17 protein-coding genes are annotated in these 17,366 nt (G+C 73.1%); 10 read left to right on the top strand and 7 right to left on the bottom strand.

Annotation, left to right across the window (positions count from 1 at the left end; all coding sequences use genetic code 11):
- Window positions 1–57: 57 nt before the first annotated feature.
- The 3 genes from OHB04_RS28535 to OHB04_RS28525 form a co-directional block, all read right to left on the bottom strand.
- The gene (locus OHB04_RS28535; RefSeq protein ID WP_326808596.1) at window positions 58–729 is read right to left on the bottom strand and encodes a TetR/AcrR family transcriptional regulator; all 672 of its coding nucleotides are present in this window, start codon (window positions 727–729) and stop codon (window positions 58–60) included.
- 229 nt (window positions 730–958) lie between these two features.
- Window positions 959–1,711, bottom strand: a complete 753-nt coding sequence (locus OHB04_RS28530; RefSeq protein ID WP_326808595.1) for a helix-turn-helix domain-containing protein — start codon at window positions 1,709–1,711, stop codon at window positions 959–961.
- Between the two features lie 57 nt (window positions 1,712–1,768).
- Window positions 1,769–2,830 (bottom strand): AraC family transcriptional regulator, encoded by a 1,062-nt coding sequence (locus OHB04_RS28525; RefSeq protein ID WP_442814970.1) that lies wholly within the window; start codon window positions 2,828–2,830, stop codon window positions 1,769–1,771.
- An 81-nt stretch (window positions 2,831–2,911) separates the two neighbouring features.
- Here OHB04_RS28525 and OHB04_RS28520 point away from each other — a divergent pair, with 81 nt between their 5' ends.
- Together OHB04_RS28520 and OHB04_RS28515 are read left to right on the top strand one after the other, a co-directional pair.
- The gene (locus OHB04_RS28520) at window positions 2,912–3,781 is read left to right on the top strand and encodes an NAD(P)H-binding protein (protein ID WP_326808593.1); all 870 of its coding nucleotides are present in this window, start codon (window positions 2,912–2,914) and stop codon (window positions 3,779–3,781) included.
- A gap of 71 nt (window positions 3,782–3,852) precedes the next feature.
- Window positions 3,853–4,182 carry a cupin gene (locus tag OHB04_RS28515; RefSeq protein ID WP_326808592.1) on the top strand — a complete coding sequence of 110 codons (330 nt, stop codon included), beginning with the start codon at window positions 3,853–3,855 and terminating at the stop codon, window positions 4,180–4,182.
- A 96-nt stretch (window positions 4,183–4,278) separates the two neighbouring features.
- Here the strand turns inward: OHB04_RS28515 and aroQ are convergent, their stop codons facing one another.
- Complete coding sequence (gene aroQ / locus OHB04_RS28510) at window positions 4,279–4,761, bottom strand: type II 3-dehydroquinate dehydratase (protein ID WP_326690502.1); 483 nt, start codon at window positions 4,759–4,761, stop codon at window positions 4,279–4,281.
- 166 nt (window positions 4,762–4,927) lie between these two features.
- Between aroQ and OHB04_RS28505 the strand changes: the two genes are divergently transcribed.
- The 4 genes from OHB04_RS28505 to trxA all read left to right on the top strand — a co-directional run bounded on the left by OHB04_RS28505 (window position 4,928) and on the right by trxA (window position 7,479).
- On the top strand, window positions 4,928–5,848 hold the full coding sequence (locus tag OHB04_RS28505; RefSeq protein ID WP_326690501.1) for an oxidoreductase: 921 nt from the start codon (window positions 4,928–4,930) through the stop codon (window positions 5,846–5,848).
- Window positions 5,845–6,597, top strand: a complete 753-nt coding sequence (locus tag OHB04_RS28500; RefSeq protein ID WP_326690500.1) for a response regulator — start codon at window positions 5,845–5,847, stop codon at window positions 6,595–6,597. Before OHB04_RS28505 ends, OHB04_RS28500 begins: the two co-directional genes overlap by 4 nt.
- A gap of 106 nt (window positions 6,598–6,703) precedes the next feature.
- Window positions 6,704–7,144, top strand: a complete 441-nt coding sequence (locus OHB04_RS28495) for a MerR family transcriptional regulator (RefSeq protein ID WP_326808591.1) — start codon at window positions 6,704–6,706, stop codon at window positions 7,142–7,144.
- Complete coding sequence (gene trxA, locus OHB04_RS28490; protein WP_326690498.1) at window positions 7,141–7,479, top strand: thioredoxin; 339 nt, start codon at window positions 7,141–7,143, stop codon at window positions 7,477–7,479. Before OHB04_RS28495 ends, trxA begins: the two co-directional genes overlap by 4 nt.
- A gap of 184 nt (window positions 7,480–7,663) precedes the next feature.
- On the opposite strand, the gene ppdK is transcribed toward trxA, so the two are convergent.
- Window positions 7,664–10,375 carry a pyruvate, phosphate dikinase gene (gene ppdK / locus OHB04_RS28485; protein WP_326690497.1) on the bottom strand — a complete coding sequence of 904 codons (2,712 nt, stop codon included), beginning with the start codon at window positions 10,373–10,375 and terminating at the stop codon, window positions 7,664–7,666.
- A gap of 510 nt (window positions 10,376–10,885) precedes the next feature.
- On the opposite strand from ppdK, the gene OHB04_RS28480 reads away from it, so the two are divergent.
- The 3 genes from OHB04_RS28480 to OHB04_RS28470 all read left to right on the top strand — a co-directional run bounded on the left by OHB04_RS28480 (window position 10,886) and on the right by OHB04_RS28470 (window position 13,331).
- Window positions 10,886–11,446 carry a gamma-glutamylcyclotransferase family protein gene (locus OHB04_RS28480; protein ID WP_326690496.1) on the top strand — a complete coding sequence of 187 codons (561 nt, stop codon included), beginning with the start codon at window positions 10,886–10,888 and terminating at the stop codon, window positions 11,444–11,446.
- Between the two features lie 33 nt (window positions 11,447–11,479).
- The gene (locus OHB04_RS28475; RefSeq protein WP_326808590.1) at window positions 11,480–12,496 is read left to right on the top strand and encodes an NAD-dependent epimerase/dehydratase family protein; all 1,017 of its coding nucleotides are present in this window, start codon (window positions 11,480–11,482) and stop codon (window positions 12,494–12,496) included.
- A 160-nt stretch (window positions 12,497–12,656) separates the two neighbouring features.
- The gene (locus OHB04_RS28470) at window positions 12,657–13,331 is read left to right on the top strand and encodes a hypothetical protein (RefSeq protein ID WP_326690494.1); all 675 of its coding nucleotides are present in this window, start codon (window positions 12,657–12,659) and stop codon (window positions 13,329–13,331) included.
- A 148-nt stretch (window positions 13,332–13,479) separates the two neighbouring features.
- On the opposite strand, the gene dusB is transcribed toward OHB04_RS28470, so the two are convergent.
- Window positions 13,480–14,628 carry a tRNA dihydrouridine synthase DusB gene (gene dusB, locus OHB04_RS28465; protein WP_326690493.1) on the bottom strand — a complete coding sequence of 383 codons (1,149 nt, stop codon included), beginning with the start codon at window positions 14,626–14,628 and terminating at the stop codon, window positions 13,480–13,482.
- A gap of 174 nt (window positions 14,629–14,802) precedes the next feature.
- The gene (locus OHB04_RS28460) at window positions 14,803–15,753 is read right to left on the bottom strand and encodes a helix-turn-helix transcriptional regulator (RefSeq protein WP_326690492.1); all 951 of its coding nucleotides are present in this window, start codon (window positions 15,751–15,753) and stop codon (window positions 14,803–14,805) included.
- 100 nt (window positions 15,754–15,853) lie between these two features.
- On the opposite strand from OHB04_RS28460, the gene OHB04_RS28455 reads away from it, so the two are divergent.
- A complete protein-coding gene (locus OHB04_RS28455) occupies window positions 15,854–17,320 on the top strand; it encodes an MFS transporter (protein WP_326808589.1) in 1,467 nt (488 codons plus the stop codon).
- The last annotated feature ends 46 nt before the right edge of the window (window positions 17,321–17,366 follow it).

Genomic DNA, 17,366 nt, shown 5'->3' with positions numbered 1-17,366 from the left:
CCACCGCAGGGCCGCCACCCGCCACCGCAGGCGAGGCCGAGGGCCACTCGCCGCCTCTCAGGTCAGCGCCCGCGAGCCGCGCGGATCCAGCCGCGAGACCGCCGGGGCGGGCAGCACGTCGGAGAGAAGCAGCTCCCAGATCGACGCAAGCTGTTCCCGGGCGGTGGCGGCCCGCGGCTGCGTGAGGGGGAAGGTGGTCTGCATCGTCACCTCGCTGCCGACCACCAGGTGCTGCACAAGAGCGGTTATGGCACGCCGGCCCGCGTCCGTCGCCGGACGCCCGTCCTGCTGCGCGTGGTCGAGCTGCTCACGCAGGACCGGCGCCCAGGCCGAGTACCAGGTCGCATCGGCGCCCTCGCGCTCGCGGGCGAGCCGGGCGGAGGCCCGGACGACGGGCTCACCCTCCAGGAGACGGGCCAGGGTGTGGGTCAGGTCGATGATCCCTTGGAGCCCCGGAGGAGCCCCGGCCGCCTCGGACCGCAAGGTGGTGTGAACGGCCTCGGCACCGTCCCGGCTCACCGCGTCCGCCAGTTCGCCCTTCGTCGGGAAGTGGAAGGTGAGCGCGCCCATGGTCGTTCCCGCGCGCTTGGTGACCCGGGACAGCGAGGTCCCGGCGTATCCGTGCTCGTAGAACTCAGAGGCTGCCGCACGCAGAAGAGCACGGCGCGTCTGCTGGGCCCGCTCCTGCTTGACCACGTAGTCCTCCGAGGCAGTGGAACGAGGCAGCACGCCGCACCCCGTCCGCCCCCGCCGGCGCCTGTGGCTCAGGCAAGGCCGTCAGCCAGCGGCCGAGGGTGGGTCCACCACCCGGCCCAGGGGCTCCGGGCTGTGTGCGAGCGTCTGACTCTTTCCGTCGTCCGTCCCCCACGCGACAGCGGCGCGGAATCCTCGGAACGTAACCCGCACGCCTCCCGGGCAGCGGCAGAACAGCGGCTCTCCGTACGGCTTTGGGATCTCCTCACCCGTCGGACCGCGACTTTGGCAGGTCGGGCTCCGACGGGGGCACCGGGCGCAGCAGCTCCGTCACCGGCACTCCCGCCAGGGCCTTGACCTCGCGGGAGAAGTGGGCCTGGTCGGCGTATCCGGCGCGCAGCGCGGTCCCGGCCAGGGAGTTGCCCGCGCCGGCGAGACTCAGCGCGGCCTGGAGGCGCAGCACCCGGGCCAGCGTCTTGGCGCCGTATCCGAACGCGTCCAGGCAGCGGCGGTGCAGCTGGCGCTCGCTCAGGCCTACCCCCGCCGCGGCCCGGGTCACGCTCGCGCCCTGGCGCAGCGCCGCGACGACCGCGTCCGCCAGCGCCGCCGCCCGGGGGTCGGCCGCCTCGCGCTCGTGTGTGCGGAGACGGCGCCGGGCCACCGCCTCCAGCACCCCTGCCGGGTCGGCGGCAGCCGCGATCCGCTCGGTCAGCTCCCGCACCTCGCGCTCGGGCCACACGGCGGACAACGGCACCCGCTGGTCGCGCAGTTCGTGCGCGTGTACGCCGAAGACACGCGGCCCCGCACCGGGCCGCAGGCGCAGCCCCGTCACGGGCTCGCCCAGGCGCTCGACGCTCACATGGGCGCGGGTGTCGGGGCCCGCGACGACCAACTCCCCGTTCCACAGCAGCAGGTCCATGCAGCCGTCCGGCAGGACCCGCCCGCGCGTGCCGGGAGGCTTCGCGGTCTGGGACCACACCACGGCTCCCGGCACCCTGGACGGCCGTTCCTCGTACATGACCCCCAGCATGCACCCGGCCGGCGGCGGCCCGTCATCCGGTCGAGTCCGCCCGCGTCACGCGGGCGCCGCGCCAGGGACGACGAGCCCCGCCCCATGCTCAGCCACTGCCCTGTCCTCGGCGCCGCCGCTTCGCTCGGCGACGGCCCTGTGCTCTCTCCCGGCCCGGTGCTCGGAGGGGCTCACCCCGCGCAGCCGCTTGAACGCCGCGCTCAGCGCGAAGCCGTCCGCGTAGCCGACCCTGCGGGCCACGGCGTCGAGCGTCGAGCCGGGCTCGCGCAGCAGCCGTGCCGCGAGGTCGATGCGCCGGCGGGTGAGGTAGGTCATGGGCGGCTCGCCGACCAGTTCGGTGAAGCGGCGCGCCAGGCCCGCCCGGGAGACCCCGGCCTTGGCGGCGAGCGCCGCCACCGTCCAGGCGTGCGCGGGCTGTTCGTGCAGCATCCGGAGCGCGATTCCCACCACGGGGTCGCTATGGGCCCGGTACCACGCCGGGGCCCGCGCGTCCGGCCGGGCGAACCAGGCGCGCAGGACCGAGATCAGCAGCAGGTCCAGCAGCCGGTCGAGCACCAGCTGCTGGCCCGGCGCGTCCTTGACGACCTCCGCCGCGACCAGCGGCAGCAGCCCCGAGTCCCACTCCCCGCCGCGCAGCACCAGCACAGGGGGCAGCGCGTCCAGCAGCCGGGCGCTGAGGTCGCCGTGCAGCTGATAGTTGCCGCTCAGCAGCACCGTGGGGCCGGCCAGGCTGTGCCCCCAGGTGCGCACCCCGAGCACGAGCTCCTCGCACATGTCCACACCCTCGGGCGTGGTGCAGCAGTCGCCCGGATGAATCACCAGACCGGGCTCGGTGGCCGGGTCGTCGGCCAGCACGTACGGCTCGGGGCCGCGCAGCACCACCACGTCGCCGGGCTTCATATGGACCGGCTCGGGATCCTGGGCGTGCGTCACCCAGCCCTCACCGTGCAGCGTGGCGGCCACCGAGAGCGGATTGCCGTCCTGCACGCGCACGCCCCAGGGCGGCGCCAGCACCGCCTGGTGGAAGAGCCCTCCCCTGGCCCGCGCGCCGCCCAGCACCTCGGTGAGGGCCTCGGTCAGCGGATCCCCTCCGTCGCTTTCAGCCACGGGCACCAGCTTAGACGCGAGGACATGGAGTTGAGCCTCTGGACGATGTCCCCTCGCGGCGGGCCGGAGTTGGCTTGAGCCATGACACAGAACACGCGGAAAACCGCGCTCAGCAGCTACACCGACGGCCCCGTCGGCCCCGTACTCGTGACGTGCGGCACCGGGAAGAACGGCAGCAGGGTCGCCGAGCGGCTCACCGCACGCGGGTATCCGGTGCGCGTCGGCTCCCGCTCGGGCGAGGTGCCCTTCGACTGGGAGTCGCCCGACACCTGGGACGCCGCACTGGAGGGGGCGCGCGCCGTCTTCCTGGTGTGCCAGCCGGACGTGGGGGCGCCGGGGGTGGCCGAGACCCTGCACGACTTCGGGGCGCGGGCCGTGAAGGCGGGGGTGGAGCGGCTGGTCCTGCTGTCGGCGCGCGGCGAGGACCTGGCGCTGCCCGCCGAGCGCGCGGTGCGGGAGGCCGGAGCGGAGTGGACGATTCTGCGCGCGAGCTGGTTCTTCCAGAACTTCAGCGAAGGCGTCTTCCGGCCGTTCGTCCTGGCGGGAGAGCTGCCCTTCCCGGCGGGCGAGGTGCGCGAACCGTTCATCGACGTCGACGACATCGCCGAGGTAGCCGTCGCCGCGCTCACCGAGCACGGCCACCACGGGCTGGTCCACGAGCTGACGGGGCCGCGGCTGCTCACCTTCGGCGAGGCGGTCGCCGAGGTGGCCGGGGCGAGCGGGCGCGAGGTGCGCTATGTGCCCATGGACGGCAGGCCGTACGCGGAGCTGCTGACCGCACAGGGCCTGCCCGAGGAGCTGGTGGCCTTCCTCGGTGAGCTGTTCGGCCAGCTGCTGGACGGGCGGAACGCCTCCGTCACGGACGGCGTCCAGCGGGCCCTGGGCCGCCCGCCGCGCGACTTCGCCCGCTTCCTCGAAGCGGCTGCCGCCGGGGGCGCCTGGCAGGGCTGACGGCCCTCTCGTACGGCCGCCCCGTACGGTCGCCCACTTGCGTCGTGTGCCGTGCGGGAGACGATGGGGGCATGGATGATGTGAGCGCACTGGCGGCCGAGCACCTGGCGCTGGCGAAGAAGGACCCGCACGGCATCAGCGCGTACCTCTTCCTGCACGACGGGCCGCTGCGGCAGTCGGTGATCGCGCTGAGCTCCGGCTCGTCCCTGGAAGAGCACAACACTCCCCCCGCGGCCAGCATCTACGTCCTCCAGGGGCGGGTGCGGCTCACCGAGGGCACAGCGGACCAGGACATCGGCTCCGGGCAGATCCAGCGTGTGCCGCAGCTGCGACACGGCGTGCTCGCGCTGGAGGACTCGGTGTTCCTGCTGACAGCCGTGACGGGGATCGGGACGGAGTGAGCGCAGGCGCCCGCACCTGCGCCTGCGCCTGCCGGGACGACGCGGCCAGGGAGCCGCGCACGCGGGTCAGCGGCAAGCGGGTCACCGGCACCCGGGTCAGCGGCGCGACCACTCCGCGACGCGGTGCAGTACGGAGCGGAGCGCCAGCTCGTAGCCGAAGACGCCGTGCCCGGAGACCATGCCCTGGCACACGGGCGCGGTGACCGAGGTGTGCCGGAAGGGCTCGCGGGCGTGCACATTGGAGATGTGCACCTCGACGCAGGGGATGCCCAGCCCCGCCACGGCCTCGATCGCGTCACGCAGCGCGTAGCTGTAGTGGGCGTAGGCGCCGGGGTTGAAGACGATGCCGCTGTCACCGGCCCGGGTGCCGTGGATCAGGTCGATGAGCGCGCCCTCGCTGTTGCTCTGCGCGCAGCGCACCTCGGCGCCCAGCTCCCTGCCGAGCGCCGTGGTGCGCTCCTCGACGTCCCGGAGGGTGGTGCTGCCGTAGGTGGCCGCGTCGCGCTCGCCCAGCAGGTTGAGGTTGGGCCCGTGCAGGAGCAGCACGCGGGGCGCGGTGGCTTCGGAGGTCGCGTTCATGGGGGCAGCCTAGAGGCCGTGCTGCCCTGGTCCGCCCGCCGCCCGTGCTGCCCTGGTTCCGCCCGCCGCCCGTGCTGCCGACCTCGACCGTCACCGGGCGGACGGTTAGCCTCCAGAAAACAAGAAGGCCGCACAGCGACACCGAGGCGAGGAGCAGGGCGGAGCGATGGCCTGGACAGCGCGGAACATCCCTGACCAAAGCGGACGCACAGCGGTCGTGACCGGCGCCAACAGCGGGATCGGCTTTGTGACGGCCAGGGAGCTGGCCCGGCGTGGGGCGCGGGTCGTGCTGGCGTGCCGCAGCGAGGAGCGCGGCAGGCAGGCGCGGGAGCGGCTGGTGAACGAGCTGCCGGAGGCCGGGGAACGTACCGAGCTGCGCCGGCTCGACCTGGGCGACCTCGCCTCGGTGAGCGCCTTCGCCAAGGAGCTGCCGGACGAGCGGCTGGATCTGCTGGTCAACAACGCGGGCGTGATGGCGCTGCCCTACCGCAGGACGGCGGACGGCTTCGAGACACAGTTCGGCGTCAACCACCTGGGGCACTTCGCGCTGACGGGACTGCTGCTGGAGCGGCTGCTCGCGGCCCCGGCCCCGCGCGTGGTGACCGTCGCCAGCTCCCTCCACTTCCTGGCCAACATCGACATCGGCGACCTGAACGGCGAGCACACCTACCGGCGCTGGATCGCCTACGCCCGCTCCAAGACGGCCAACCTGCTCTTCACCCACGAACTGGCGCACCGGATGGCCGGGACCCCGCTGGTCGCGGCGGCGGCGCACCCCGGATACGCGTCCACCAACCTCCAGACGGCGGGTGTCCGGATGGAGGGCAGAAAGGCCGCCGAGCGCGTGGTGCACGTGGGCAACCGGATGGTGGCGCAGCCCGCCGAGGCGGGCGCCTTGCCGACGCTCTACGCCGCGACGGAGCCCGGGGTCGCCCCGGACTCCTTCACGGGCCCCCGGATCCTGGCCTGGCGCGGCGCCCCCGCCCCCTCGTGGCGGGCGCCGTGGACACGCAGCGACGCGGCGGCCGAGCGGCTGTGGGCGGCCTCCGAACAGCTGACCGGCGTCAGCTACGGAGCGCCCGCGTGATCCGCGTACTGGTCGTCGACGACGACTTCATGGTGGCCAAGCTGCACAGCACGCTGGTCTCCCGGGTGCCCGGTTTCGAGGTCGCGGGGGTCGCGCACAGCGGCTCCGAGGCGCTGTCGCTGGTGCGGGAGCTGGCGCCGGACCTGGTGCTGCTCGACCTGTACCTGCCCGATGTCAGCGGCCTGGAGGTGCTCCGGCAGCTGCGGGGTGACGGGGCGCCGGGCGGCGGCCCCGACGTGCTGGTGATCACGGCGGCGCGGGACGCGGCGAGCGTGCGCGCGGCACGGCACGGCGGCGCGGTGCAGTACGTCGTCAAGCCGTTCGAGGGCCGGCTGCTGAGCGAGCGGCTGGAGCGGTTCGCACACGAGCGCAGCGAGTTCGAGCGGCTGAGCGCGCCGGGCCAGGACGAGCTGGACCGGGTCTTCTCCCCGGGCGCGCACGCGCCGGAGGGCGGCGAGGCCCAAGGGCATGGTGCGGCGGGCACCGAACCCCGGGAGTCGGGGCTCGCCACCCGCCCGCAGTCCCTTCCCAAGGGCCTCACGGAGCAGACCTGCGCGCTGGTGCGCCGCACGCTGGAAGCCGGCCCCGCGGAGGCGGGCCTCTCGGCCTCCGAGTGCGCGGAGCGCAGCGGCCTCTCCCGGGTGAGCGCCCGCCGCTACCTGGAACACTTCGTCGCCACCGGAACGGCGACGGTAACCCTCCGCTACGGCACCACAGGCCGCCCGGAGCGCCGCTACCACCGGCTGTGAGGGCGCTCCGCACCGGCGGGCCCCGCAGTCCCCGTCCCGGGACCTTTGCCTTGACGTCAGGGTCAACGCCTAGCGTGTCGAGGACCGTACGAGAGGAGCGGGGCCGATGCGCATAGGGGAGCTGGCCGAGCGGGCGGGCACCACCACCAGGACGCTGCGCTACTACGAATCGCGGGGCCTGCTGACGGTCCGGCGTGACGCACAAGGACACCGGACGTTCGGCGAGGAGGACCTGCGGCTGCTGCGGCAGATCCGGATGCTGCGGGATTCGGGGTTCGAGCTGGAGGAGACCCGCCCCTTCGTGGAGTGCCTGCGTGCCGGGCATCCGGAGGGCGACTCCTGCCCCGACTCCCTGGAGGTCTACCGCAGGAAGCTGGCGGAGCTGGACGCGTGCATCGCGCAACTGCGGAGCGTACGGCGGGAGGTCGGCGAGCGGCTGGCGCGCGCCGAGGTGGACGCGGCGGCCCGGTCGCCGCACGGCCCCGAGCCGCGCTGCGAGCTGACCGGCCGCGCCCGGCCCCGCGTGGACGAAGGAGAGACGGCATGACCGTTGCACACGCCCTGGAGCAGGTCACCGACGACACGTTCGACGAGGAGGTGCTCGGGTCCCCGGTGCCGGTGCTGGTCGACTTCACCGCCGACTGGTGCCCGCCCTGCCGGATGGTCGCCCCCGTACTGGCCCAGATCGCCGCCGAGCGGGAGGGCGAGCTGAAGGTCGTCAGCCTCGACGTGGACCGCAATCCCCGCGTCCAGGCCGCCTACGGGGTGCTGTCGATGCCGACCCTGATGCTCTTCCGCGACGGTGAGCCCCAGCGCTCGGTGGTCGGCGCCCAGCCCAAGCGCCGCCTGGTGGAGCAGCTGGGCCTGGACGAGACACGCTGAGTACGGGCCCCGCGCACGGCCTTGAGGAGCCGGGCGCATGACAAAGGAGGCGGCACCCCCGCACGGGTGCCGCCTCCTCTGGGTCCCGGGCTCCGTCCGCCGGTGAGGGTCGGGGGGCGGACAGGGGCCCGGAAGTGCGCGCCGCTCGGCTGAAGGCGCTCAGCCGGGTGCGGTGCCGGTCAGGTCAGCTGCCGCCCTCCGAGGAGGCCGCGGCACGTCCCGCCTCCAGGCGGGCCACCGGGATGCGGAAGGGGGAGCAGGAGACGTAGTCGAGCCCGGCCTCGTGGAAGAAGTGCACCGACTCCGGGTCGCCGCCGTGCTCGCCGCACACGCCGAGCTTCAGGTCGGGCCGGGTGGCCCGGCCGGCCGCCGCCGCGTCGCGGACGAGGGCGCCTACGCCGTCCTTGTCGATGGTCTCGAAGGGCGACACTCCGAAGATGCCCTTCTCCAGGTAGGCGGTGAAGAAGCTGGCCTCCACGTCGTCACGGGAGAAGCCCCACACGGTCTGGGTCAGGTCGTTGGTGCCGAAGGAGAAGAAGTCGGCGCACTCGGCGATCTGTCCGGCCGTCAGCGCGGCGCGCGGCAGCTCGATCATCGTGCCGAGGCTCAGCTTCAGCTCGACGCCGTACTCCTTCTCGACCGCCGCGATGACCACTTCGGCCTCCTCGCGCACGAGTTCCAGCTCCTGGACGGTGCCCACGAGCGGGATCATGATCTCCGCGCGCGGGTCGCCCTTGGCCGCCAGCCGGTCGGCCGCCGCCTCGGCGATGGCCCGTACCTGCATGGTGAACAGCCCGGGGATGACGAGTCCGAGGCGGACGCCGCGCAGGCCCAGCATGGGGTTCTGCTCGTGCAGCCGGTGGACGGCCTGGAGGAGCCGCAGGTCGTTCTCGTTGGCGTCCCTGCGCGATTCGGCCAGCGCCACGCGTACGGACAGCTCGGTGATGTCCGGCAGGAACTCGTGCAGCGGCGGGTCCAGCAGCCGTACGGTCACCGGCAGCCCGTCCATGGCCTCGAACAGCTCGACGAAGTCGCCCTTCTGGAGCGGGAGAAGCGCCTCCAGCGCCTCCTTCCGCTCCACTTCCGCGTCGGCGAGGATGAGCCGCTCGACCAGCTCGCGCCGCTCGCCGAGGAACATGTGCTCGGTGCGGCACAGTCCGATGCCCTGGGCGCCGAAGCGGCGGGCGCGGGCGGCGTCCTCGGCGTTGTCCGCGTTGGCCCGTACGCGCAGCCGCCGCATCCGGTCGGCGTAGGCCATGACGCGGTGCACGGCCTTGACCAGCTCGTCGGCGTCGTCGGCGCCGGCGTGGGTGCGGCCCTCGAAGTACTCGACGACCGGCGAGGGTACGACCGGCACCTCGCCGAGGTAGACCTTTCCGCTGGAGCCGTCGATGGAGACGGTGTCGCCCTCCTCGACGACCACCCCGCCGGGCGCGCTCAGGCGGCGGCGCTTGGTGTCGACCTCCAGCTCCTCGGCGCCGCACACACAGGTCTTGCCCATGCCGCGGGCGACGACGGCGGCGTGCGAGGTCTTGCCGCCGCGCGAGGTGAGGATGCCTTCGGCGGCGAGCATGCCGTCCAGGTCGTCGGGGTTGGTCTCGCGCCGGATGAGGATGACTTTCTCGCCGGAGCGGGACCACTTGATGGCGGTGTAGGAGTCGAAGACGGCCTTGCCGACGGCGGCGCCGGGCGAGGCGGCGATGCCCCACCCGATGCGCTGGACGCCCGCCACCGCGTCGTTCCCGTCGAAGCGGGGGAACATCAGCTGGGCGAGCTGGGCCCCGTTCACCCGCTGGAGGGCCTCGGCCTCGTCGATGAGGCCCTGGTCCACGAGCTGGGTGGCGATGCGGAAGGCGGCGGCGGCCGTGCGCTTGCCGACGCGGGTCTGGAGCATCCACAGCTTGCCGCGCTCGATGGTGAACTCGATGTCGCACAGGTCCCTGTAGTGCGTCTCCAGGGTCTCCATGATCTGCAAGAGCTGGCCGTAGGACGCCTTGTCGAGCGCTTCGAGGTCGGCGAGCGGCACCGTGTTACGGATACCGGCGACGACGTCCTCGCCCTGGGCGTTTTGGAGGTAGTCGCCGTAGACGCCCTGCTGGCCGCTGGCCGGGTCGCGGGTGAAGGCGACGCCGGTGCCCGAGTCGGGGCCGAGGTTGCCGAAGACCATCGAGCAGATGTTGACGGCGGTGCCCAGGTCGTGCGGGATGCGCTCCTGGCGACGGTAGAGCTTGGCGCGCTCGCCGTTCCACGAGTCGAAAACCGCGCGGACGGCCAGGTCCATCTGCTCGCGCGGGTCCTGCGGGAAGTCCCGCCCCGTCTCGCCGCGCACGATGTTCTTGAACTGCTCGACCAGCATCCGCAGATCGTCGGCACACAGGTCGACGTCGGTGGCGGCGCCCTTGGCCCGCTTGGTCTCATCCAGCGCCTCTGCGAACAGCTCGCCGTCGATGCCCAGGACGGTGTCGCCGAACATCTGGATGAGGCGACGGTAGGAGTCCCAGGCGAACCGCTCGTCGCCGGCCTGCTTGGCGAGGCCCTGCACGGACTCGTCGGAGAGTCCGATGTTCAAGACGGTGTCCATCATCCCCGGCATGGAGAACTTCGCGCCGGAGCGCACGGACACCAGGAGAGGGTCGTCGGACTGCCCGAGGGACTTGCCCATCCGGGTCTCCAGTGCTTCGAGGTGCGCACTCACCTCGTCGCGCAGGGCGACCGGGGCCTCACCGGATTCGAGGTAGACCTTGCACGCCTCGGTGGTGATGGTGAACCCGGGAGGGACAGGGAGCCCGAGGTTGGTCATCTCGGCGAGGTTGGCCCCCTTCCCGCCGAGGAGGTCCTTGAGGTCCTTGTTGCCCTCGCTGAAGTCGTAGACGAACTTTCGCTCAGCGTTTTCCATGTGAACCGGCACCGGACTCGGCTCCTCCTGGTCGGTTGCCCTGACGGCGGGGAGCGTACCCAGATCAAAGGCTTTGGAGTACGTCCAGCGGCATGTCACACGGCTGTAACCACCCATGTGCCGAGAGATCGAAAGTGTGGGCCCCTCTAGGCTGATTGAGGGCACCATTCAGAAGCTGAACCCACGCTGACACTGAGCACGGACATTCCACACTTTCCGCACTCAGAGCGAGAGTTGACTACGGAGACCGAACCAAGGGTCGGTAAAACGCGGGGCCGCTCCTTGGGGATCTACAGCTCACAATTGAGCGCTCATTTGAGCGACCCCCCTATCAAGGTGGCGCGAATCACGCGGCCAAACGGGCGACTGTCTCAGGATCCGGACAGCGGCGGGGCGGACAGGCGGGCCGGGCGCCCCGGGCGGACAGGCGGCAGGGCGGCCGTACGCGCAGAGAGGGCGCGGCACCCTGAGAGGGCGCGGCACCCCGGGGAGCCGCAGTAGATTCGCGGCGTGACCGATCCGTCCCGCCCGGCCGCTGAACACCCGCCCCGCCTGGCTGCCGTACGCCCCGCCACCGACGTCCTCTTCGTCTACGGCACCCTCCGCTTCCGCCGGATACTGGCCGCGCTGCTGGGCCGGGTCCCGGCCGCCGCGCCCGCCACCGTGGACGGCTGGCGCACGGCGGCGCTCAGGAACAGGCCCTACCCCGGCCTCGTACGCGCCGAGGGCCACACGGCATCCGGCCTGCTGCTGAGCGGGCTGAACGCCCGGGAGTGGCGCGTGCTGGACGACTTCGAGGACGACGAGTACGAACTGCGCAGGCTCCCGCTGGCGGCCGGTGGGGCGGCGGTCGGTAATACGGAAGCATCCGGTAAGGCGGAAGCATCCGGTGACGCGGAAGCATCCGGTGGCACGGCGGTCGGCGGGACGGCCGGGGGTCCGGGCGAAGCGTGGGCGTATCTGTGGATCAGCCCTGGCGAGGTGCGCGCGGACACCTGGGAGGCCGACACCTTCGCGGGGCGCCAGCTCGACACCTACGCCCGGCGCCTGGAGGTAGGGACAGACCGATAGCGGCGCCGGGAGCCGGCGAGGCAGAGTCGCCGCATGAGGCTATTGGTACTGGGTGGAACGGAGTTCGTGGGGCGGGCCTTCCTCGAGGAGGCGCTGCGGCGCGGCGATGAGGTGACGGTCTTTCACCGGGGCAGGCACCCCGCGCCCTCCGGCGTGACAGCGCTGCACGGCGACCGCACGGAGCCCGACGGGCTCGCCGCGTTCACCGAGGGCGCGGGCGCCGGGCTGACGTGGGACGCGGTGGTGGACACCTGGACCGGGGCGCCCGCCGAGGTCGGCCTGGCGGCACGACTGCTGGCGGGCCGCGCCGAGCGGTTCGCGTACGTCTCCAGCCGGTCCGTGCACCGCTACCCGGCGGCGCCCGGTCTCGATGAGAACGGGCCGCTGGTGGAGGGCCGTGCCGACGACACGGACAGCGGCGGCTACGAGCGGGCCAAGCGCGGCGGCGAACTCGCGGCCCTTGCCGCGTTCGGCGACCGGACGCTGCTCCCGCGCCCCGGGCTGGTGATCGGCCCCGGCGAGAACGTGGGACGGCTGCCATGGTGGCTGGGCCGCGCGGCGCGGGGCGGGCCGATGCTCGCACCCGGGCCGGCGGACCTGCCGCTCCAGTACATCGATGCCCGCGACCTCGCGCTGTGGACGCTCGACGCGCTCGGACGGGGACTCGGCGGGCCCTACAACGTCGTCTCCCCGCGCGGGCACACCACGATGAGCGAGCTGCTGGAGGCCGTCGTACGCGTTACCGGCGGGGTCGCCGAGCCCCGCTGGACGGACCCGAAAGCCCTGGTGGACGCGGGCGTCGAGCCGTGGATGGAGCTGCCTGTGTGGACGCCGCCGGGCGAGCTGCACGACACCTTGCACTGCGGCGATGTCTCCAGGGCGCTCGCGGAGGGCCTGCGCTGCCGTCCCGTCGCGGAGACCGTCGCGGACACCTGGGAGTGGCTGTGCGCGCTGGGCGGTCAGGCCCCGCAGCGCCCCGACCGGCCGCCCCTGGGGATGGCCGCCGAGCGCGAGGCGGAGCTGCTGGCCCGCCTTCCGGCGGCGCACTGAGGGGTCACCGGTTGCCGGCGTTCACCGATTCCGGCGCTCACCCGCTCCGGCGTTCACCGGTCCCGCACACCTGTCCGCTACTGTGACCCGCCCGGCGCACAAGATCGTCGGGCGGGAGCGGCTCAGGTGCCGGAAGCGGTGCCCTCGGAGGGGAACAGCGATGCGGCAGGAAGCGGGCGCCGCCCACAGCGGTATACCGGGCAAGGAGCCCGGGGGCACGCGCGGCGTGGCGAAAGACGCGGGGTCCGGCGCGGGGACGGGGCCCGGCATGGGGCCCGGGTCCGGCGTGGGGCCGTCGAAGGGCTGCGGCAGCCGCGTCGGCGCCGGGGTGCTGGGAGTGCTGTTGGTGCTCTTCGGGCTCGTCCTGCTCGGCGCGGGCTATGAGCGAGGCCCCCACTCCGCGGCCGACGGCGTCCCCGGGAAGATCACCATCGACCGGTGCGCGAAGGAGCGGGGCGGCTCGGACACCGAGTGCTCCGGCACGTTCCTCTCCGACGACGGCACGCAGCGCCACGAGGTGACGGACTTCGAGCCCGGCACCGACTACGACAAGGGCGAGAAGGCCGACGCGCTCGCCCACGGCCCGGACTCCTTCGACCGGGGCGCCCCGGCGCTCTACGTCGACGGCGCCAGGTTCGCCTTCGTGGCCGTCGCGATGTTCGGGGTGGCCCTGTTCACGCTGGCCTCCGGAGTGTGGCCGGGCAGCGCCCGCGCCGCCGGGGCCGGTCTGCGCTCGGCCCGCCGCTGGGTCGCGGTCACCAGCCTCAGCATGCTCGGCCTCGGGCTCGCGGGCTGCGGCATCTGCGTCTTCGTGAACTCCGTAGTGCTGACGTAGGGAGTCGGAACGCCGCCACCGGCACAGCCGGTGGCGGAGCCTCGTGTCCGGCACAACCGGCGACGGGGTTCCGTGCCTTGCGTAACCGGCGGCGGAGCGGGCCGGGGCCCGGAGCCGGACAGGGCCGGAGCCGGGACGCGGGCCGGGGTCAGCCGCCGGAGGTGTCCAGCTCGGCTTCCGCGTCCACACCGCCGCCGCACTCGAACGGGTCGTCCAGCCAGCCCTCGGGCAGGACGACGCGGTTGCGCGAGCTGGTGCGGCCCCGTGGGCCGTCGGCGGCGGCGCCGGGCCAGGGCTGCTCCAGGTCGAGGTCGTCGAGCAGGGTGCGCAGCTCCTCCAGAGAGGCGGCGACGGCCAGCCTCTTGCGCATCTCGGAGCCGACCGAGAAGCCCTTGGTGTACCAGGCGACGTGCTTGCGGAAGTCGATGACGCCACGAGACTCGTCGCCCAGCCACTCCCCCAGCAGGCGGGCGTGGCGCACCATGACGTCGGCGACCTCGCGCAAGAAGGGGCGCGCGTAGGCGTCCGCGCCCCGGTCCTCGCCGGAGAGCGCGGCCACCAGGTCGCCGAACAGCCAGGGCCGCCCGAGGCAGCCCCGGCCGACCACGACACCGTCGCAGCCGGTTTCGCGCATCATCCGGACGGCGTCGTCGGCCGACCAGATGTCTCCGTTGCCGAGCACCGGGATCTCGGGCACGGCCTCCTTCAGGCGTGCGATGGCCTCCCAGTCCGCGGTGCCGCCGTAGTGCTGGGCCGCGGTGCGGCCGTGCAGCGCGATGGCGGTGACGCCCTCCTCGACGGCGATGCGCCCGGCGTCGAGGTAGGTGAGGTGGTCGTCGTCGATGCCCTTGCGCATCTTCATGGTCACCGGCAGGCCGCCGGCGTTGCTCACGGCCTCGTGCAGGATGCCGCGCAGCAGGGGGCGCTTGTAGGGCAGCGCGGAGCCGCCGCCCTTGCGGGTCACCTTGGGGACGGGGCAGCCGAAGTTGAGGTCGATGTGGTCGGCCATGTCCTCGTCGGCGATCATCCGGACCGCCTTTCCGACGGTGACCGGATCAACGCCGTACAGCTGGATGGAGCGCGGCTTCTCCGTCTCGTCGAAGTGCACGAGCTGCATCGTCTTCTCGTTGCGCTCCACCAGCGCGCGCGTGGTGATCATCTCGCTGACGAAGAGCCCCTGGCCGCCGGAGAACTCCCGGCACAGCGTCCGGAACGGCGCATTGGTGATCCCGGCCATCGGTGCCAGCACCACGGGCGGCTGGACGGTGTGCGGTCCGATGTGCAGCGGCTGGGTCATGGGACGGGGATCCTCGCGGGTCGTACGGGTACGGGCTGGTGGGCGCGGCCCCTCGCGGGGCCCCGCGCGGGGGCGGACACCCATTGTCTCCCATCCACGGGCCGCCCCTCGGGGGCGTACGGACGGGGCGTACCGGACGGGCGTACGGATGGGGCTTGCGAATGGGGCGTTCCGTCACTCCTCCGGCTTCTCCTGGGCGAGGAGGGCGTGGAGGCGCTCCACCCGCGCCTGGGTCTCCTCGTCGAGCGGGACGTAGACGCCCATCCGCGCTCCCTCGGCGGGGCTGAGCCACAGGCCGTGATACGTGAAGCGCAGCATGCCGACCCTGGCGTTCAAGAAGCGCTTGGTCTGGTCGACGGCGCGGGCCACCTCGTGCCGTCCCCACAGCTCCCGGAACTCGGCCGAGGACCGCTCCATCCGCTTGAGCAGCGCCTTCCATGCGGGCTCCGCGAGATGCTCGGCCATCCGGGAGCGGAAGCGGGCCGCCATCAGCCGGACCGTCTCCTCGCGGTCGGGCATCGCCGCGCTCCAGTCGGGATCGGTGAAGGCCAGCCACATGCAGTTGCGGTCCTCGGGCGCGTGGGCGTCGAGGTCGCCCAGGAGGCCGCCGTAGACGCGGTTGTAGGCCACGATGTCGTAGCGCGCGTTCTGGACGCAGGCGGGGAACGGCTCCAGCTGGGAGAGCATCTGACGGACGCCCGGCGGCAGCACCGTGGTCTCGCCGGTGGGCATCGGGTCGGCGATGCCGCCGAGCGCGAACAGGTGGGCCCGCTCGCTGGAGTCCAGCATCAGTGCCCGCGAGAGCGCGTCCAGCACCTGCGCCGACACCTGGATGTCGCGGGCCTGTTCGAGCCACGTGTACCAGGTCACGCCGACCGCCGAGAGGTGCGCGACCTCCTCGCGGCGCAGCCCCGGAGTGCGGCGGCGCGGGCCGCGCGGAAGGCCGGCCTGCTCCGGGGTGATCCGCTCGCGCCTGCTGCGCAGGAAGGCCGCCAGCTCGCCCCGCCGGATCCGGTCGGCGGCCGTTGTGGTGACGGGGGCGGGGCCGGGGGTGGCCCCGGGCGTCTCCGGCCCCACGTCGAGAGGTGCCCCTGACCCGGCGGCCCGGATCGTGCTCGCGCTCATGGAACCAGGATGCGGGATGGTTCATCCTGTTGCCAGGTAGTCCGGATACCAGGATGAGGAGCGTCTGGTACCAGGCTGACAACTGGTTGAGGCTCATTCCATGAGTCAAGACCTCGCCACCAACACCGGCACCACCGGCGACGGCAGCGGCACCACGGGCGCGAGCGCGAGCACCACGGGTACGGCGCTGCGGCCCCTCGGGCTGTTCACCGTGCTGCTCGGTGCGGCCCTGCCCATGATCGACTTCTTTGTCGTCAACGTCGCCTTCCCCAGCATCGAACGCGATCTCGGCGCCTCCCCCGCAGCCCTGGAGATGGTCGTCGCCAGCTACGCCGTCGCGTACGCGGCGCTGCTGGTCCTCGGCGGACGCCTCGGGGACACCTTCGGGCGCCGCCGGATGTTCCTGTGGGGCGTGGTCGCCTTCGGAGTCACCTCGCTCGCCTGCGGGCTGGCCCCCGGCGCGTGGTGGCTCATCGGGGCGCGGATGGCCCAGGGCGCAGCGTCGGCCATGATGTTTCCGCAGGTCCTGGCCACGATCCACGCGACGACGGAGGGGCGCGCACGCACCCGCGCCATCGGCCTGTTCGGCTCCGTCGGCGGCATCTCGATCGTGACGGGACAGGTGCTGGGCGGGGTGCTCGTCGCCGCCGATGTCGGGGGCAGCGGCTGGCGGGCGATCTTCCTGATCAACGTGCCCGTCGTGCTGCTCGCCCTGCTGCTCGGGCTGCGCACGGTGCCGGACAGCCGCTCGGAGTCCCCCGCGCGCGGCGACCTCGCGGGCACCGTACTGCTGGCCTCGGCGCTGGCCGCGCTCCTGCTGCCCCTCACCGAGGGGCGGGCCGCGGGGTGGCCGCTGTGGTCCGTCGTACTGCTGGTCGCGGCGCCCTTCCTCGGCTACGGCTTCTTCGCCGTCGAGCGGCGCGTGGAGCGGGCGGGAGGCGACCCGCTGTTGCCGCCCTCGCTGCTGCGAGAGCCCGGGGTGCGGCGGGGGCTGCTGGCCGGCGCTCCGATCTTCCTGGGCTTCAGCAGCTGGATGTTCGAGATCGCCCTCACACTGCAACAGGGCCTGCACTACGGCCCGTTGGCGGCCGGGCTCACGCTGGTGCCGATGGGCGTGGCGCAGTTCGCCGCCTCCGTCCTCGCGCCCCGGCTCACCGACCGGCTCGGCGCCGGAAGCGTACTGGCGTTGAGCGCCGTGGCGCAGACGGCCGGCCTGGCGACCGTCATGGCCACCCTCTGGCAGGGCTGGACAGGGCTGGCGCCGCTCGCGCTCGCGCCGGGGCTGCTGCTGTGCGGCGTAGGCAGCGGGCTCCAGCTGCCCACATACTTCCGCGTCATTCTCTCCGCCGTGCCCGCAGCGCGTGCGGGCGCGGGCAGCGGGCTGGCGGCGACCGCCCAGCAGTCGGGGCTGGCGCTGGGCGTGGCCACGCTGGGCTCGCTGTTCCTGGCGCTGATACCGCACCTGGGGATGCGGGAAGCGCTGACGATCGTGCTGCTCGTGCAGGTGGTGGGGCTGGCGACGCTGGTGGTGCAGGGGATGCGGCTGCCGAGGGCGCTGGGTCATTGACGGGTGACGGGTGACGGGTGACGGGTGACGGGTGACGGGTGACGGG

This window comes from Streptomyces sp. NBC_01775, from assembly GCF_035917675.1.
Classification (GTDB): domain Bacteria; phylum Actinomycetota; class Actinomycetes; order Streptomycetales; family Streptomycetaceae; genus Streptomyces.
Note: the sequence above shows the minus strand (reverse complement) of the source record. Positions and strands in the feature narration are given on the sequence as shown.

What these genes read in the sequence shown, in the direction of transcription:
- OHB04_RS28530 (WP_326808595.1), bottom strand. Translation starts at nt 1,711, where the DNA reads ATGTACGAGGAACGGCCGTCCAGGGTGCCGGGAGCCGTGGTGTGGTCC.
- OHB04_RS28520 (WP_326808593.1), top strand. Translation starts at nt 2,912, where the DNA reads ATGACACAGAACACGCGGAAAACCGCGCTCAGCAGCTACACCGACGGC.
- OHB04_RS28515 (WP_326808592.1), top strand. Translation starts at nt 3,853, where the DNA reads ATGGATGATGTGAGCGCACTGGCGGCCGAGCACCTGGCGCTGGCGAAG.
- aroQ (WP_326690502.1), bottom strand. Translation starts at nt 4,761, where the DNA reads ATGAACGCGACCTCCGAAGCCACCGCGCCCCGCGTGCTGCTCCTGCAC.
- OHB04_RS28505 (WP_326690501.1), top strand. Translation starts at nt 4,928, where the DNA reads ATGGCCTGGACAGCGCGGAACATCCCTGACCAAAGCGGACGCACAGCG.
- OHB04_RS28495 (WP_326808591.1), top strand. Translation starts at nt 6,704, where the DNA reads ATGCGCATAGGGGAGCTGGCCGAGCGGGCGGGCACCACCACCAGGACG.
- trxA (WP_326690498.1), top strand. Translation starts at nt 7,141, where the DNA reads ATGACCGTTGCACACGCCCTGGAGCAGGTCACCGACGACACGTTCGAC.
- ppdK (WP_326690497.1), bottom strand. Translation starts at nt 10,375, where the DNA reads ATGGAAAACGCTGAGCGAAAGTTCGTCTACGACTTCAGCGAGGGCAAC.
- OHB04_RS28475 (WP_326808590.1), top strand. Translation starts at nt 11,480, where the DNA reads ATGAGGCTATTGGTACTGGGTGGAACGGAGTTCGTGGGGCGGGCCTTC.
- OHB04_RS28470 (WP_326690494.1), top strand. Translation starts at nt 12,657, where the DNA reads ATGCGGCAGGAAGCGGGCGCCGCCCACAGCGGTATACCGGGCAAGGAG.
- dusB (WP_326690493.1), bottom strand. Translation starts at nt 14,628, where the DNA reads ATGACCCAGCCGCTGCACATCGGACCGCACACCGTCCAGCCGCCCGTG.
- OHB04_RS28460 (WP_326690492.1), bottom strand. Translation starts at nt 15,753, where the DNA reads ATGAGCGCGAGCACGATCCGGGCCGCCGGGTCAGGGGCACCTCTCGAC.
- OHB04_RS28455 (WP_326808589.1), top strand. Translation starts at nt 15,854, where the DNA reads ATGAGTCAAGACCTCGCCACCAACACCGGCACCACCGGCGACGGCAGC.